Here is a 15,231-nt window from a genome sequence, read left to right on the forward strand (position 1 = left end):
TTCGTTCGTCGAGATCCCTGGATTCTACACGCCCGTTTCTGGCGACTCTCGGCATGGGGTTTATAGTTCAACGATTGCCATCAACCGGAGGACGTCATGCGCGAGATCCTCAGCAAAGAACCCTGGTGGGCCCGACCGCCGAATCCCGGGCAGGATGAAAGCGAACTGGAATGGGGCTGGCTGGTGCATTACAGCGAAGGTGAGCCGCGTTTCGAATTCGTGCGCGAGCGGCCGACGGACGAGCAGATTCGCAACCGCAAAGGCTGCCGGATCACTCCATCAGGAGAGTGAACAAATAGCTGTGAGAGCCAGCCTGCTGGCTCCCACCGGGGATTTGCGTTGGACTCAGGACTCAAGAATGTCCTTAAAGCCACCGAAGATCATCCGCTGCCCATCAAACGGCATCGGATTGACGTCCGGCTGCATGCGCGGGTCCTCCATCATTTTCGCCATGCCGGTGTCGCGGGTGGCCTTGTCCGGCCAGACCAGCCAACCGGCCGATACGGTTTCGCCTTCCTTGAGTTTTACGGCCATCGGGAATGAGGTGACCTTGCCGTCCGGCACGTCATCGCCCCAGCCCTGAATCACCTCCAGCGCGCCGTATTCCTTGAACAGCTTCGCGGCGATTTCGCAGTGTTTTTTGTACTGTTCGCGGTTGGCGTTCGGCACGGGCGCCACGAACACATCGATGTAAGCCATGATCATTCTCCTTGCAGGGTGGGTTCGATCTGCTGAGTAGTCGACTCGGGCGGCCGCCATTCGACACGGTTGACGCCCAGCCCGACCGACGGTTCATCTCGCCCGCCCAGATTGCCCTCGACCTGCGCCGCCATGTGCAGCGTGCCGGCCATCACGCCGGTGGTCGGGTTTTGCAGCAGTTTCAGCCAGGCCTTGTCGAAGGTGTTGCCCAGGCTGCTGCGGATCAGCGCTTCGCTGTCCGGGCGGTCGTTGGCCTGAATGATTGCGCGGACGCCCGCCACCCCGACCGAAATCAGCGCCCCGGCCAGTTTGCCTGCCGCTGCCGCCACTGCGCTGGCAGCGCCGCGCGGGGCCATTTCCGCCTCCATGCGCTGGCTGGCGCGTTTGGCCACCGGCGCCATGGCCGATTCGGTCGAAGCCACGCCTTTCGAGCCGCCATCGGTGTGGATCTTGTCGATCAGCGCAGCGTAGGCCGGCAGTGTGTTTAACGGCTGCGTGCTGACAACCTTGTACAGCGAGGCATCGCGGGCCGGCGGCGGGCCAAGGGCGATGGCGGGGATTTTCTGCAATCGCCCGTTGAGCTGGGCGATGGGCACGCCGTGGCGCTGGGCGATGACCGGCATCTGCTGCGCCATCAGTTGCGCGTAAAACGCGGTGGACTGGCCGAGGATCGCGTCCGGGTCGATCTCCACCGCCACCGGCGCCAGCACCCGTTCCTGATATTGCTCCAGCAGGTAATCCGCCAGGCGCTTGGCCGAAGCGTCCTGCTCGCCGCTGGCACTGATCGTGTACCAGCTGACCTTCATCGACAGCCATTCCTGGGTCCAGTAGCTGCTGAACCACGGGATGAAATTTTCTTCAGTTTGCTCATAGACCCGAATGCGCCAATGTTCCATCGAACCACGGGCGAACAGCTTGACCTGCTCGGTGGCCTGCTTCGAGGCGCTGACGATTTCCCGGTCGATCTGCTGCCAGGTCGCCGGCGAGACCACCACCGCCGGCGCGCTCACCGGGGCCCGCGCCGTGGTTGCGCAGCCGGCCAGCAACACCAGTGCGGCGACGAGCAGCGCACGCAGGTTCACGGTGGCGGTCCTTATCTGTTCTTCGGGCAGGAGACCTGAAGAATGCGGGGAAGATGAAATGAGTATAGGTGCGTGGGGTGCGCCGTTTATCCGCTGGTCAGGGCCGCGCCGGTGCAACCATCAATGCCGTCGATATTCACCATCGCGACGATTGCCTTCCGCATGTTGCTCGCCAAAGGCACGATTAGCCCATCCGAAACACACAGCACGAGGAGTTCACATCATGATCAATACCGTCACCCTCGCCGTGAGTTTCCCGGTCTTCGGCAGCAACTACTACGATCAGCACGCCGTGTCGCGCAAGACACAGGCGCTGGTGTTCGACGAAGCCTTCGAAGACCTGTTGATGCCCGCCGCGAGCAATCATTTCAGCAATGAAGTGGTGGGCCTCAACGATCAGTTCCGTTTTCTGAGCGACATTCTCGCCACCCATTTGCTGGACATCGAGGCCTCAGTGCCTGCGCGATCCAGCGTCCGGGCGAGCGCTCACTTTTAATGCCAAAGGGCGTTCCCGCAAGGGAACGCCCTCTTCGTTTCAATCAGTCATCATCCCGGTCGCGGTGATAACGACGCCCGTCGCGGCGGTCGTCATCGCGGTCGTCCCAGCGCCGGTCATGATCGTAGTAACGGCCATGATCGCGGTCGTAATGCCGGCCATGGCGATGGTCATCATCGAAATCCGCCACACAGCCGCCCAGCAATACAGCGGCGGAAACGGTCAGCAGCAGGCTTGTTGCACGCATCATTCAGAATTTCCCTAAAACCAAGGTCTTGACGACGGAAACGGTCAGCGCTGCCCGTACCAAAGAGGCGCGGTGCGCGCTGCCGCAGATACGACCGGGGAAAAGGACGATGATTCACAGACCGCCGATGACCGTTGATCGCCTCGCCCGCCTCGCCCGAGCGGCGGCCAAATGCCACCTATACTGCTTGCAGCGCGCAAAGGATCTGCACCCTCAAGAACAACAAGCAGAGGTGCGACATGGTCTGGCAACAAGTCTATGACCCGTTCGGCAATCCGGTGATCTCCACGATCATGGCCGCCGTTCCCGTGGTGGTGATGCTGGCGGCGCTGGCCTTCTTTCACGTGAAGGCGCATCTGGCCGCACTGCTGGCGCTGGCCTCGGCGCTGCTGATCTCGATCTTCGCCTTCGGCATGCCCGCCAACATGGCCGGTTCCGCGGCGCTGTTCGGGGCGGTCAATGGGCTGCTGCCGATTGGCTGGATCGTTCTCAACATCATTTTTCTGCATCGCCTGACCACAGAGAACGGCTCGTTCAAGGTGTTGCAGGACTCGCTCGCCCGCATCACCGACGACCGGCGCCTGCAATTGCTGCTGATCGCCTTTTGTTTCGGTGCTTTCTTCGAAGGGGCCGCCGGGTTCGGTACCCCGGTGGCGGTGACCGGGGCCATTCTGATCGGTCTTGGTTTTTCTCCACTGGCAGCGTCCGGTCTGGCGCTGATCGCCAACACTGCGCCCGTGGCCTTCGGCGCCCTGGGCACGCCGATCATTACGCTGGCCAAGGTCACCGGGCTGGATGAGATGGAATTGTCGATGATGGTGGGACGGCAGTTGCCGTTCTTCTCGGTGCTGGTACCGTTCTGGCTGATCTGGGCATTCGCCGGGTGGCGCAAGATGCTGGAAGTATGGCCGGCGATTCTGGTGGCTGGCGTCAGTTTCGCCATCCCGCAGTTTCTGGTTTCGAACTACCACGGGCCGATGCTGGTGGATGTGATCGCCGCGCTGATTTCCATGGCCTGCCTGACGTTGTTCCTCAAGGTCTGGAAACCGGCAACCGTCCACACCTCGGCCGCGCTGTCGGGGCGGCATGACGACTCGAAGGTCGACGAAGAAAAGGTCACGGCCAGCGCCGCATTCAGCGATCAGGCGCGCCCGGCAGTGATGCGCGCCTGGATGCCGTGGATCATCCTCACTGTGTTCGTGTTTGCCTGGGGCACCCAGGGTTTCAAGAACCTGTTCGACACCCGTCCGTCGATGGACCCCGTTACCCAATCAGCCAAGCTTGATCCGCAGGGCAAACCGCTGCGCGAAGCCAATCCGGTGTTCGCCCCGGCCGTGACTTTCAGCTCCCTGCATCTGCAAATCGAAAAAGTCCCGCCGGTGGTCGCCGCGCCGAAAGCCGAAGAAGCGGTGTACAAGTTCACCTGGTTCACTGCCACCGGCAGCGGCATCCTGCTCGCGGCGATTGTCGGTGGATTGCTGATGGGCTACTCGATCCCGCAACTGATCAAACAGTACCTTCGCACACTGTGGGTCGTGCGCTTCTCGCTGATCACAATTGCCGCGATGCTGGCGCTGGGATTCCTGACCCGCTACTCGGGGCTGGACGCGACCATGGGCCTGGCATTCGCTGCCACGGGGATTTTCTACCCGATGTTCGGCACCTTGCTCGGCTGGCTTGGCGTAGCACTGACCGGGTCGGATACCGCGTCCAACGTGCTGTTCGGCGGCTTGCAACGGGTGACCTCGGAGCAGCTGGGCATCAGCCCGGTCCTGATGGCGGCGGCCAACAGCTCCGGCGGAGTGATGGGCAAAATGGTCGACGCGCAGTCGATCGTGGTCGCCTCGACCGCGACACGCTGGTACGGCCATGAAGGGGAAATCCTGCGTTACGTGTTCTTCCATTCCATCGTGCTGGCAATCCTGGTCGGCGGCCTGGTGACGTTGCAGGCGTATGTGGCGCCGTTTACGTCCATGGTGGTCGGCGCGCATTGAGATCGCGGGTGCCTCGGTTGTGAGAGCGATCTGACTCACAGCCAAGGCACCCGCGTTCATTCTGTCGATTCATGAAGCGTGCGCATGAGGCCATGCGCAAATCAAAGAAAACCTTTTCCTCTCCAGCGTGGTCACTCCTAGAACAGAGCGAGACTGGCAACCACGCCAGCGTACCCGTGCGGGTCTTTCACACCCTGCCGACCTGATAGAGGAAGCCAAGCCAATGAACGACCATCCGCCAATGGCGATCTCCCGACGCCGTTTCCTGATTCTTGGTGCCGTGACCGCAACCGCGTTCGCGATGCCCCCTTTCATCAGCCTCAAGGCCTACGCGGCCAGCCTGGAGCAACCGGCCATGGCCAAAGTAACCATCGAAGTCAACGGCAAGCCACAGGCGCTGGAGGTTGACACCCGCACCACCCTGCTCGACGCCCTGCGCGAACACCTGCAGCTGACTGGCAGCAAAAAGGGCTGCGACCACGGCCAGTGCGGCGCCTGCACGGTGATCGTCGATGGCCGGCGAATCAATTCCTGCCTGACCCTGGCGGTGATGCAGGACGGCGCCAAAGTCACCACCATCGAAGGCCTCGGCATGCCGGACCACCTGCATCCGATGCAGGCGGCGTTCATCAAGCATGACGGTTACCAGTGCGGCTACTGCACGCCGGGACAGATCTGTTCGGCGGTCGCCGTGCTCCAGGAAATCCGGGACGGCATCCCCAGCCACGCCAGCGCCAGCCTCACCGAAGCACCGCAACTGGTCGCCAGCGAATTGCAGGAACGCATGAGCGGCAACATCTGCCGCTGCGGCGCCTACTCGAACATCATCGAAGCCATCAGCGAAGTCGCGGAGGTGCCAGCATGAGAGCATTCAATTACAGCCGCGCCGACTCCCCTGCCGCAGCTGCTGCCCAAGCCGCGCAAATCGAAGGCGCACGTTTCATTGCCGGCGGCACCAATCTGCTGGACTTGATGAAACTCGACATCGAAACGCCCCAGCAGCTGATAGACGTCAATCACCTGGGCCTCGACCAGATCGAAGCTACCGACGACGGCGGCTTGCGCATCGGCGCGCTGGTGCGCAACACCGATCTGGCCGCCGACAACCGCGTCCGGAAAGATTACGCGCTGTTGTCCCGCGCCTTGCTCGCCGGTGCGTCGGGCCAGTTGCGCAACATGGCGACCACCGCCGGCAATCTGCTCCAGCGCACGCGCTGCCCGTATTTCTACGACACCAATCAGGCCTGCAATAAACGTAATCCCGGCAGTGGTTGCGCGGCGATTGGCGGGGTCAGTCGACAACTCGGCATCATCGGTGTCAGCGACGCCTGCATCGCGACCCATCCGAGTGACATGGCGATTGCGATGCGTGCGCTGGATGCTCAGGTCGAAACGATCAAGGCTGATGGCAGCACTCGACGCATCGCCATCGCGGACTTCCATCAATTGCCCGGCACCACGCCGAATGTCGAAACCAGTCTGACGCCCGGTGAACTGATCACCGCCGTCACCCTGCCCGCCCCGGTGGGCGGCACCCATGTCTATCACAAGGTGCGCGACCGCTCGTCATACGCCTTCGCCCTGGTGTCCGTCGGCCTGATCCTGCAGAAGGATGGAAGCGGCCGCATCGCCGTCGGCGGCATCGCGCCGAAACCCTGGCGAGTCGAAGCGGCGGAAGCGCTGCTGCCGCAAGGCGCGAAAGCAGTCAGTGCGCGCCTGCTCGACGGCGCCACGCCGACCCCGGACAACCAGTTCAAAGTGACTCTGGTCGAGCGCACGATTGCCTCGGTGCTGGCCCAAGCGAGGGACGAAGCATGAAATTCGACACACCCGCCACGACCAACCCGATTGATCAGTTGAACGTCATCGGTAAACCCACCGACCGCATCGAAGGCCCGTTGAAGACCAGCGGCCAGGCGCCTTACGCCTACGAGCAACATGAAGCCGTGAAGAATCAGGCCTATGGCGTGATGGTCGGTTCGGCCATCGCCAAGGGTCGCATCACCCGCATCGATCTGGAGGCTGCCCGCGCCGCGCCGGGAGTGCTGACCATCGTCACCGCCGCCAACGCCGGCAAGCTCGGCAAAGGCCAGTACAACGCCGCGCACCTGCTGGCCGGGCCGCAAGTGCAGCACTATCACCAGGCCGTGGCGCTGGTGGTCGCCGAAACCTTCGAACAGGCGCGGGCCGCCGCGCAGTTGGTCAACGTCGAATACGCGCAAGACAAAGGCCAGTTTGATCTGGCCAGCGTGCGCGATCAGGGCGTGGAGCCGAAAGACGATCTGCCGGACGTCAAGCACGGCGATTTCGCCAGCGCCTTCGCCGCCGCGCCGGTGCAGTTCGACCAGACCTACACCACGCCGGATCAGTCCCACGCGATGATGGAGCCCCACGCGACACTCGCCGCCTGGAAAGGCGATCACGTGACGCTCTGGACTTCCAACCAGATGATCGCCTGGAGCGTCGGCGACATCGCCACCACCCTCGGCCTGCCCAAGGAAAACGTGCGGTTGATCTCGCCGTACATTGGTGGCGGTTTCGGCGGCAAGCTGTTCATTCGTGCCGATGCGATCCTCGCCGCCCTCGGCGCACGACTGGCGAACCGGCCAGTGAAGGTCGCCCTCGCCCGTCCGCAGATCGCCAACAACACCACCCACCGACCCGCCACCATTCAACGGATTCGGATGGGAGCGACAGCGGACGGCAAACTCACCGCCATCGCCCATGAAGGCTGGTCGGGCAACCTCGCCGACGGCAAGGTCGAAGTCGCGGCGCAGCCGAGCCAGTTGCTCTATGCCGCCGAAAATCGTTTGGTGACCATGCGTCTTGCGCCGCTGGACCTGCCGGAAGGCAACGCCATGCGCGCACCGGGCGAAACGCCGGGGCTGATGGCGCTGGAGATCGCCATGGACGAGATGGCCGAACAGCTCAAACTCGATCCGATCCAGTTCCGCATCCTCAACGACACCCAGGTCGATCCGGTGAAAACCGAGCGGCCGTTCTCCCAGCGGCGTCTGATCGAATGCCTGCAAACCGGTGCCGAACGCTTCGGCTGGGATAAACGCAATGCAACGCCCGGCACCCGTCGCGAAGGTCGCTGGCTGATCGGCATGGGCGTTGCGGCGGCGATTCGCAACAACCTGCTGGTGAAGTCCGGCGCACGGGTACGACTGGAGCGCGACGGCAAGATCACGGTTGAAACCGACATGACGGACATCGGCACTGGCAGCTATACGATCATTGGTCAGACTGCAGCGGAAATGATGGGGGTCAGCCTGGACGATGTGGTGGTGCGACTCGGCGATTCGAATTTCCCGGTGTCGGCAGGCTCCGGCGGCCAGTTCGGCGCCAACTGCTCGACCGCCGGGGTCTACGCAGCGTGCATGAAGCTGCGCGAAGCGGTCACCGCCAAACTGGGCATGAACGGAAGTGAAGCGCAGTTTGCCGATGGCCACGTGCGATTGGGCAGCAAGAACGTGCCGTTACGTGAGGCCGCGCAACAGGCCGCGATCGAAGTCGAGGACAGCATCGAATTCGCCGACCTCGCCAAGCAGTACCAGCAATCGACCTTCGGCGCGCACTTCGTCGAAGTCGCGGTGGATGCCGCCACCGGCGAAGTCCGCGTGCGTCGGATGCTCGCGGTCTGCGCCGCCGGGCGGATTCTCAATCCGAAATCGGCCCGCAGCCAGGTGATCGGCGCCATGACCATGGGTGTTGGCGCGGCATTGATGGAAGAGCTAGCGGTAGACAAACGCCACGGCTTTTTCGTCAACCATGACCTGGCGGGCTACGAAGTGCCGGTGCATGCCGACATCCCGCATCAGGAGGTGATTTTCCTCGATGAAACCGATCCGATTTCATCGCCGATGAAAGCCAAGGGGGTGGGTGAACTGGGGATTTGCGGGGTCAGCGCGGCGGTGGCGAATGCGATCTATAACGCCACCGGTGCACGGGTGCGGGAGTATCCGATTACTCTGGACAAGGTTCTGGATGCGTTGCCTGAGATGATCTGAAACCGAATAAAAAACGCCCGGCGTGAGCCGGGCGTTTTTGTGCCTGAGACGGCATGGCACCTGCGGTTGCTGTATCCGATTCGTCTACCTGGCGGCCACGCGCTCAAGGCCTGGGCGCAGAGATTCGCTGGCGTGGAGAGTGTTCTCGGCTTCCGGCACCTGCGCACTCCGTTCCTCGGCCTCGCCATTGAGCGCCCTGTGCATTTTTTCGCTATCGAGCGCCCCGACCCATTTGGCGATGGCCATGGTGCCCACGCCATTACCGATGGTGTTGGTGATTGCCCGAGCCTCCGACATGAAGCGATCGACCCCGAGCAACAGCACCATGCCTGCCACCGGTATCGTGCCGAGCGAGGCCAATGTCGCGGCCAGTATGATGAACCCTGAACCGGTTACCCCCGCCGAGCCCTTGGAGGTGAACATCAACACCGCCAGCACAATCAATTGGTCGGTCAGCGTCAGCGGTGTATTCGTCGCCTGAGCGATGAAGATCGCCGCGATGGTGTAGTAGATGGCCTGGCCGTCCGGGTTGAAGGTCAGCCCCGAGGGGATGATCATCCCGGCCACCGGTTTCGATACGCCGGCCTTTTCCATCTTCGAGATCATCTGCGGCAGCACCGACTCCGAGGAGCTGGTGCCGAGTACCGTAAACAGCTCTTCCTTGATGAACCTGAGGAATTTCCACAAGCTGAAACCGCTGTAACGGCAGATCGGGCCGAGCACAAAAATCACGAACACCGCACAGGTCAGGTAAACGCAGGCCATCAGTTTTCCCAGCGAAAACAGCGAACCGAAACCGTACTTGCCAATGGTGAAGGCAATGGCGCCGAACGCACCAATCGGCGCCAGACGCATGACCATATTGACGATTCGAAACATGCCCTGCATCAGACTCTCAAGCGCATCGACAAACACCTTGCCACGCGGCCCGACATGGGCCAGGGCGATGCCCAGCAGGATCGAAAACAACAGGATTTGCAGAACATTGCCCTTGGCAAATGCATCGACGATCGTGTCGGGGATGATGCCCATCACAAAATCCATGAACGACGCATGTTTGGCCGCAGTGGTATAGGTCGCCAGGCTGCTGGTGTCGAGACTGGCGACATCGACATTCATGCCCGCGCCAGGCTGGAACACGTCCACCACGATCAGGCCGATGACCAGCGCCAGCGTCGACACCACCTCGAAATAGATCAATGCACGAAAGCCGACCCGGCCCAGTTCCTTCATGTTTTCCATGCGGGCGATACCGGTCACCACCGTGAGAAAAATCACCGGTGCCAGCAGCATTTTGATCAGTTTGATGAAGGCGTCGCCCAAGGGTTTGAGCGCGGTGCCGGTCTCGGGCACCAGCACGCCGATGAGTGCGCCGAGGATCACGGCGACAAGGACTTGTACGTAAAGTTTGCCGAATATTCTTTTCATGACAGGGCCCTGATTTTTTATTGTTGTCAGGAAATGCCGAGGGGCGCGATACGCCCCTCGGCGGTGTGCCGCAGTACTGATTTGAATTGCAGAGGGATCAGCGGTTGATCAGCGCGATCACCGCGTCGGTGACTTGGCGCGTCGTGGCGGTGCCACCCAGATCCGGGGTGTGCAGACCGCTTTCCGTGACTGCCTCGATTGCCGACATCAGGTGTTTGGCGGCTGTTTTTTCGCCCAGATGCTCAAGCATCATCGCGGCAGTCCAGAACGTCGCGATCGGATTGGCCACGCCTTTGCCGGTGATATCAAACGCCGAGCCGTGGATCGGCTCGAACATCGAAGGGAAATCACGCCCTGGATTGAGGTTGGCCGTGGGCGCAATGCCGAGGCTGCCGGACAACGCAGCGGCCAGATCAGACAGGATGTCGGCGTGCAGGTTGGTCGCGACAATCACGTCCAACGTCGCCGGCTTGAGCACCATGCGAGTGGTCACGGCATCGACCAATTCCTTGTCGATCTTCACGTCCGGGAAGTCCTTGGCGACTTCGTAGAAGATTTCGTCCCACAGCACCATGCCGTGCCGCTGGGCATTGGATTTGGTGACCATGGTCAAATGTTTGCGCGGGCGGCTTTGCGCCAGTTCGAAGGCGAAACGATGAATGCGCTCGACCCCGGCACGGGTGAACACCGACACTTCGGTCGCCACTTCTTCCGGCAAGCCTCGATGAACGCGGCCGCCGTTGCCGGAATACTCGCCCTCGGAGTTTTCCCGGACCACGACCCAATCGATCTGCTCACCGTTGTGCAGCGGACTTTTCACCCCCGGCAGCACGCGGGCCGGACGCACGTTGGCGTATTGATCGAAACCCTGGCAGATCGGCAGACGCAGGCCCCACAGGGAAATGTGATCCGGCACATTGAGTGCGCCGACCGCACCGAAGAAAATTGCGTCGAAGGTTTTCAGTTCCTGCAAGCCGCCTTCAGGAATGTAGTGACCGTTTTTCAGGTAGTTGTCGGAGTTCCAGTCGAAGTGTTTGAAATCCAGTTCAAAACCGGATTTCTTCGCCAGGGCTTGTAGTACTTCGACGCCGGCGGCAATCACTTCCACACCAATGCCATCACCCGGAACCGCTGCAATCTTGTATGCACTCATGGTCAACTCCACTCTCTTCACGTTTTTGTTTTGCCTGCCGGACAGGGCTGTCAGGCGGGGTGTGATCGGAGTATATGTAGTGACCATAAAGCGGTGAGTTACAGAAAATCACTACATCCATAACTTTGAGTTACCAATGAGCCAGACCCTCGATCTGTCGTTTTTTCATTTGCTGGCCAACAAAGGCAGCCTGGCCGCCACGGCTCGGGAATTGGGTGTGACGCCTCCAGCCGTAAGCAAACGCCTGAGTGCGCTGGAGGCTCGTCTGGGTGTGCGGCTGGTCAATCGCACCACGCGCTCAATGAGTCTCACGGCAGAAGGCGAACTGTATTTTTCCCATGCGGCGCGGATCCTGACGCAGATCGACGAGGTCGAGCAGTTGATCGGCGCCAGCCGGGCAACCCCTAAAGGACTGATCCGGGTCAATGCCTCGCTGGGCTTTGGTCGTCGCTACATCGGTCCGGCCCTGGCGGCGTTTTTTGCCCGATACCCGGAGGTGGAAATCCAGCTGGAAATCAGCGACCACCCACTGGATCTGACGACCCACGGCTTTGATCTGGGGATCCGTTTCGGCACCCTGCCCGACGCGGCATTTCATGCCCGCAAGATCGCCTCCAACCGCCGCTTGCTCTGTGCCTCGCCGCTGTATCTGGAGAAACACGGGGTGCCACAGAAACTGTCGGACCTGCCGCAACACAACTGTATATTCCTGCGGCAGAACGAAACGCCCTACGGCGTCTGGAGTTTCACTGACGGCGGACGGACGCAAAACATCAAAGTGCGCGGTGCACTGGGTTGCAACGATGGTGAGGTGGCTTTGAATTGGGCCCTGGAAGGCTATGGCATTCTGCTGCGTGCTGAATGGGACATCGCCCGCTACGTGCGCAGCGGCCGTTTGCGCCTGGTGCTGGAAGACCAGACCCCGACCCGCGCCGATGTGTACGCGGTGTATCCGCAACAGCTGCACCTGTCGGCACGGGTTCGCAGCCTGATCGATTTTCTTGTGGAGCGCTTCAAGCACATCGACAATCTGGATGACCCAGGCGACTAACTGACCAAGGCAATCAACTGCTGACGCTGCGCATCGGTCAGCATCAACCCGAACCCGGCGCCGGCATTGTCGGCCATGTACAACGGATTGCTGGTGCCGGGAATCACACAAGTCACCGCTGGATGCGCCAGCAGGAATTTCAGCGCCAGTTGCGGCCAGCTCCTGGCTCCGACTTGCGCCGCCCAGCCCGGCAGCGGTTTGCCCTTGAGCCGTGCGAGCAGATCGCCACCGCCGAACGGCCGGTTGCAGATCACCGCCACCCCACGTTCGCGGCACAGCGGCAGGATGCGCTTCTCGACTGCGCGATCATCCAGAGCGTAATTGATTTGCAGGAAATCCAACGGTTCGGCCTTGAGCACCGCTTCGACCTCGTCATAGGCCGATGGCGTGTAGTGGGTGATGCCGATGTAGCGGATGCGGCCCTGCTCTTTCCAGTCGCGCAGGGTCGGCAGATGGGTTTGCCAGTCCAGAAGGTTGTGAATCTGCATCAGGTCGATGCGCTCGGTGCGCAGCAGGCTGAACGACTGTTCCATCTGCGCGATGCCCTCCTCGCGACCACGGGTCCAGACCTTGGTCGCCAGAAACGCCGGTGAGCGCGGTTCGTGGATCGACAGCAGTTCGCCAGTGGTTTCCTCGGCGCGGCCGTACATGGGCGAGCTGTCGATCACCGTGCCGCCCTTTTTGAACAGCTCGCCGAGCACCGCCGGCAATTGTTTGTAGATCGGATCGCCGGGCGCGACATCGAAACCGCGATAAGTGCCCAACCCCACCAGCGGCAGTGGCTCGGAGCTCGAAGGGATGGCGCGGGTCTGCATGGTCTGGGCTCCTGTGGCGTTCGGCGACGTAATGGCGGCCAGCGCCCGGTCAAAGGTGAAAACCGCTGACACCCCGGCGGCCAGCGTCAGCAACCGGCGGCGGGAATATCCCTCAGTGTGGTTCATGCTGGCGCCCTTGCCCTGTGGATCTGTTGCACCTTGTGTTTTGACGCGGCCCGCAAAACCGTTGGACTACACTGCGACAGCCAACCTGCGCGCCCGGTTAAAGTTAGTCGAATGTCCAGAACCCTGTTGTCACTCGTCGCATCGATCGTCGCCGTGTACCTGATCCTGTGCGCGGCGCTGTTCGTGTTTCAGCGGGCGCTGATCTATTTTCCCCAGCCCGCCAGCCTCGATTCGCCGGAGTCACGGTTGACGCTGGCCATGCCCGACGCCGAGATCCGCGTGACAGTGCGCGAGCGCTCCGGACCCAAAGCACTGATCTATTTCGGCGGCAATGCCGAAGATGTTTCGCGCAATCTGCCGGAGTTTTCCGCGGCGTTTCCCGACTATTCGTTGTATTTGCTGCATTACCGGGGTTTTGGCGGCAGCGGTGGTTCGCCCTCCGAAGCGGCAATTGCCGAGGATGCGCTGGCGCTGTTCGATCAGGTGTATGCCAGTCACCCGCAGGTCGCGCTCCTGGGGCGCAGCCTCGGTTCCGGGGTCGCGGTGCGGCTGGCCAGCCAGCGGCCGGTGGAGAGACTGATTCTGGTCACGCCCTACAACAGCCTCGAAGAAATCGCCGCCCGCCAATATCCGTGGGTGCCGGTGCAGTGGTTGCTCAAGGATCGTTTCCAGTCAGGCCAGTACGCGGCGCACATCCGCGTGCCGACGCTGCTGCTGGCGGCGAGCGATGACGAGGTGATTCCACGTGCCAGCACCGAGCGCTTGCTGCACAGTTTTCCCGACGGTGTGGCCACGCTCAAAGTGGTGAAGGACTCGGCACACAATTCGATTTCCGAACGGCCGCAATACCTGCGATGGATCGAGGATGCGTTGAATCGCTGAGCACTTCGTCGGCGGCCGTAGAAACCCGGCTCCGCCTCGTGAACCAAGTGCAAAAAGGTCAGTCCTACCCGCGCCGCGTTCTGCGGTTCACTTTCCTTCAGCCTTGTCTTTGTTCAGAGCTTTGCGTCCCATGCGCCACGCCGTTCGTTCGTCTCGCTTCGTTTCGCTGTGCCTGTTGTTCCTTTCTCCCCTGCTTTCTCCCTCTGCCCACGCCGGCGCCGAGCGGCAACTGGTGGCCGCCATCAACGACTACCGCGCCCATCCGCAACGTTGTGACCGGCGCCCGGCCCAACGGCTGGCGCCGCTGACGCTGAAGTCGAATCTGGCGTTGCCGGTCGGCTATGGCTACGGCGGTGGATTGCGCGAACGATTGAAAGACTCCGGCTATGCCGCCGTGGCGGTGCGCAGCATCCGGATCGTCGGCGCGCAGGACGCCGAAGAGGCGTTCGAAATGCTGCAAGACGATTACTGCGGCGCGTTGCTCGACGGTCAATATGCCGACATCGGCATCAGCCGCGCCCGCAGCGAATGGCAAGTGGTGCTGGCCCGGCCGGTGCTCGACAGTCGCGTCGGCGACAACCGCAGCGTCGGCAAGGCCCTGCTGGCCGAGGTCAACGCCGCCCGCGCCCGACCACGCATGTGCGGCCGCCAGCGCTTCGCCGCCGCCCGCCCGTTGAGCTGGAACCCGGCCCTCGGCGCCGCCGCCCAAGGGCACAGCAAGGCCATGGCCTACGGCAACTACTTCGCCCACCGCGACCCGGACGGCGACGGCCCGGCAGATCGCGCCCGCGCGGCGGGCTACCGTGGCCGACAGATCGGCGAAAACATCGCCGCCGGACAAAGCTCACCGGGCAAGGCCATGGCCGGCTGGCTGGCCAGCCCCGGACACTGCGCCAACCTGATGAACCCGATGTTCACCCAGGTCGGCGCCGGGTTTGCCAGTGAGGCGCGCAGTGATGAAGGGGTTTACTGGACGATGCTGTTCGGGGCGCCTTGATCCGGTTCCATCCGAAACCGTCGAAGAGCGCTGCAAGTCGCAACTCGACGGCTGATCGTCAGACCGGAGAAATCGTGGCAAGAACGCCGATCATGATGGTCAACACAAGAAAGCCGCCGAGGAAAATCGCCATCTTAGCCATGAAGGCCTCCTGAATACTGAATGTCCGGCGCACCGGGCGCTCCGGAATGAAGCGCGTCGCGTATGGCCGAACGGCAGGGCCATTTTGGGCCCGTGGCTGAGATGGT

15 protein-coding genes are annotated in these 15,231 nt (G+C 62.0%); 9 read left to right on the forward strand and 6 right to left on the reverse strand.

The window, feature by feature from the left end; genetic code table 11:
• Positions 1-96: 96 nt before the first annotated feature.
• Complete coding sequence (locus ACTJK7_RS23170) at positions 97-291, forward strand: hypothetical protein (protein WP_440780668.1); 195 nt, start codon at positions 97-99, stop codon at positions 289-291.
• A gap of 54 nt (positions 292-345) precedes the next feature.
• On the opposite strand, the gene ACTJK7_RS23175 is transcribed toward ACTJK7_RS23170, so the two are convergent.
• Together ACTJK7_RS23175 and ACTJK7_RS23180 are read right to left on the reverse strand one after the other, a co-directional pair.
• Entirely contained in the window at positions 346-699 is a 354-nt protein-coding gene (locus ACTJK7_RS23175) for a DUF1428 domain-containing protein (protein WP_440780669.1), read from the reverse strand.
• A gap of 2 nt (positions 700-701) precedes the next feature.
• Entirely contained in the window at positions 702-1,781 is a 1,080-nt protein-coding gene (locus tag ACTJK7_RS23180) for a hypothetical protein (RefSeq protein ID WP_440780670.1), read from the reverse strand.
• 223 nt (positions 1,782-2,004) lie between these two features.
• On the opposite strand from ACTJK7_RS23180, the gene ACTJK7_RS23185 reads away from it, so the two are divergent.
• Positions 2,005-2,277 (forward strand): hypothetical protein, encoded by a 273-nt coding sequence (locus tag ACTJK7_RS23185; RefSeq protein ID WP_039770930.1) that lies wholly within the window; start codon positions 2,005-2,007, stop codon positions 2,275-2,277.
• Between the two features lie 43 nt (positions 2,278-2,320).
• Here the strand turns inward: ACTJK7_RS23185 and ACTJK7_RS23190 are convergent, their stop codons facing one another.
• Entirely contained in the window at positions 2,321-2,527 is a 207-nt protein-coding gene (locus ACTJK7_RS23190) for a hypothetical protein (RefSeq protein WP_064382340.1), read from the reverse strand.
• Between the two features lie 236 nt (positions 2,528-2,763).
• Here ACTJK7_RS23190 and ACTJK7_RS23195 point away from each other — a divergent pair, with 236 nt between their 5' ends.
• The 4 genes from ACTJK7_RS23195 (at position 2,764) to paoC (ending at position 8,531) form a co-directional block, all read left to right on the forward strand.
• Positions 2,764-4,518 carry an L-lactate permease gene (locus tag ACTJK7_RS23195; RefSeq protein WP_440780671.1) on the forward strand — a complete coding sequence of 585 codons (1,755 nt, stop codon included), beginning with the start codon at positions 2,764-2,766 and terminating at the stop codon, positions 4,516-4,518.
• A 241-nt stretch (positions 4,519-4,759) separates the two neighbouring features.
• On the forward strand, positions 4,760-5,383 hold the full coding sequence (gene paoA / locus ACTJK7_RS23200) for an aldehyde dehydrogenase iron-sulfur subunit PaoA (protein ID WP_234420627.1): 624 nt from the start codon (positions 4,760-4,762) through the stop codon (positions 5,381-5,383).
• Positions 5,380-6,336, forward strand: coding sequence for an FAD binding domain-containing protein (locus tag ACTJK7_RS23205; protein WP_064382342.1), 957 nt, complete (start codon positions 5,380-5,382; stop codon positions 6,334-6,336). Before paoA ends, ACTJK7_RS23205 begins: the two co-directional genes overlap by 4 nt.
• Positions 6,333-8,531 (forward strand): aldehyde oxidoreductase molybdenum-binding subunit PaoC, encoded by a 2,199-nt coding sequence (gene paoC / locus ACTJK7_RS23210; RefSeq protein WP_108561070.1) that lies wholly within the window; start codon positions 6,333-6,335, stop codon positions 8,529-8,531. Before ACTJK7_RS23205 ends, paoC begins: the two co-directional genes overlap by 4 nt.
• Before the next feature lie 84 nt (positions 8,532-8,615).
• Here paoC and ACTJK7_RS23215 read toward each other — a convergent pair whose 3' ends face one another.
• A complete protein-coding gene (locus tag ACTJK7_RS23215; protein ID WP_108561067.1) occupies positions 8,616-9,959 on the reverse strand; it encodes a dicarboxylate/amino acid:cation symporter in 1,344 nt (447 codons plus the stop codon).
• A gap of 97 nt (positions 9,960-10,056) precedes the next feature.
• Positions 10,057-11,112, reverse strand: coding sequence for a tartrate dehydrogenase (locus tag ACTJK7_RS23220; protein ID WP_039770942.1), 1,056 nt, complete (start codon positions 11,110-11,112; stop codon positions 10,057-10,059).
• Positions 11,113-11,248: 136 nt separating this feature from the next.
• Between ACTJK7_RS23220 and ACTJK7_RS23225 the strand changes: the two genes are divergently transcribed.
• Complete coding sequence (locus tag ACTJK7_RS23225; protein WP_039770944.1) at positions 11,249-12,163, forward strand: LysR family transcriptional regulator; 915 nt, start codon at positions 11,249-11,251, stop codon at positions 12,161-12,163.
• Here the strand turns inward: ACTJK7_RS23225 and ACTJK7_RS23230 are convergent.
• Positions 12,160-13,104, reverse strand: coding sequence for an aldo/keto reductase (locus tag ACTJK7_RS23230; RefSeq protein ID WP_108561064.1), 945 nt, complete (start codon positions 13,102-13,104; stop codon positions 12,160-12,162). The two genes, ACTJK7_RS23225 and ACTJK7_RS23230, sit on opposite strands and share 4 nt — an antisense overlap.
• Positions 13,105-13,215: 111 nt before the next feature.
• Between ACTJK7_RS23230 and ACTJK7_RS23235 the strand changes: the two genes are divergently transcribed.
• Entirely contained in the window at positions 13,216-13,986 is a 771-nt protein-coding gene (locus ACTJK7_RS23235) for an alpha/beta hydrolase (RefSeq protein WP_108561062.1), read from the forward strand.
• Positions 13,987-14,116: 130 nt separating this feature from the next.
• Positions 14,117-14,983, forward strand: coding sequence for a CAP domain-containing protein (locus ACTJK7_RS23240; RefSeq protein ID WP_108561059.1), 867 nt, complete (start codon positions 14,117-14,119; stop codon positions 14,981-14,983).
• Positions 14,984-15,231 lie beyond the last annotated feature (248 nt).

This window comes from Pseudomonas sp. 22085, from assembly GCF_052045815.1.
Taxonomy (GTDB): Bacteria; Pseudomonadota; Gammaproteobacteria; order Pseudomonadales; family Pseudomonadaceae; genus Aquipseudomonas; species Aquipseudomonas glycinae.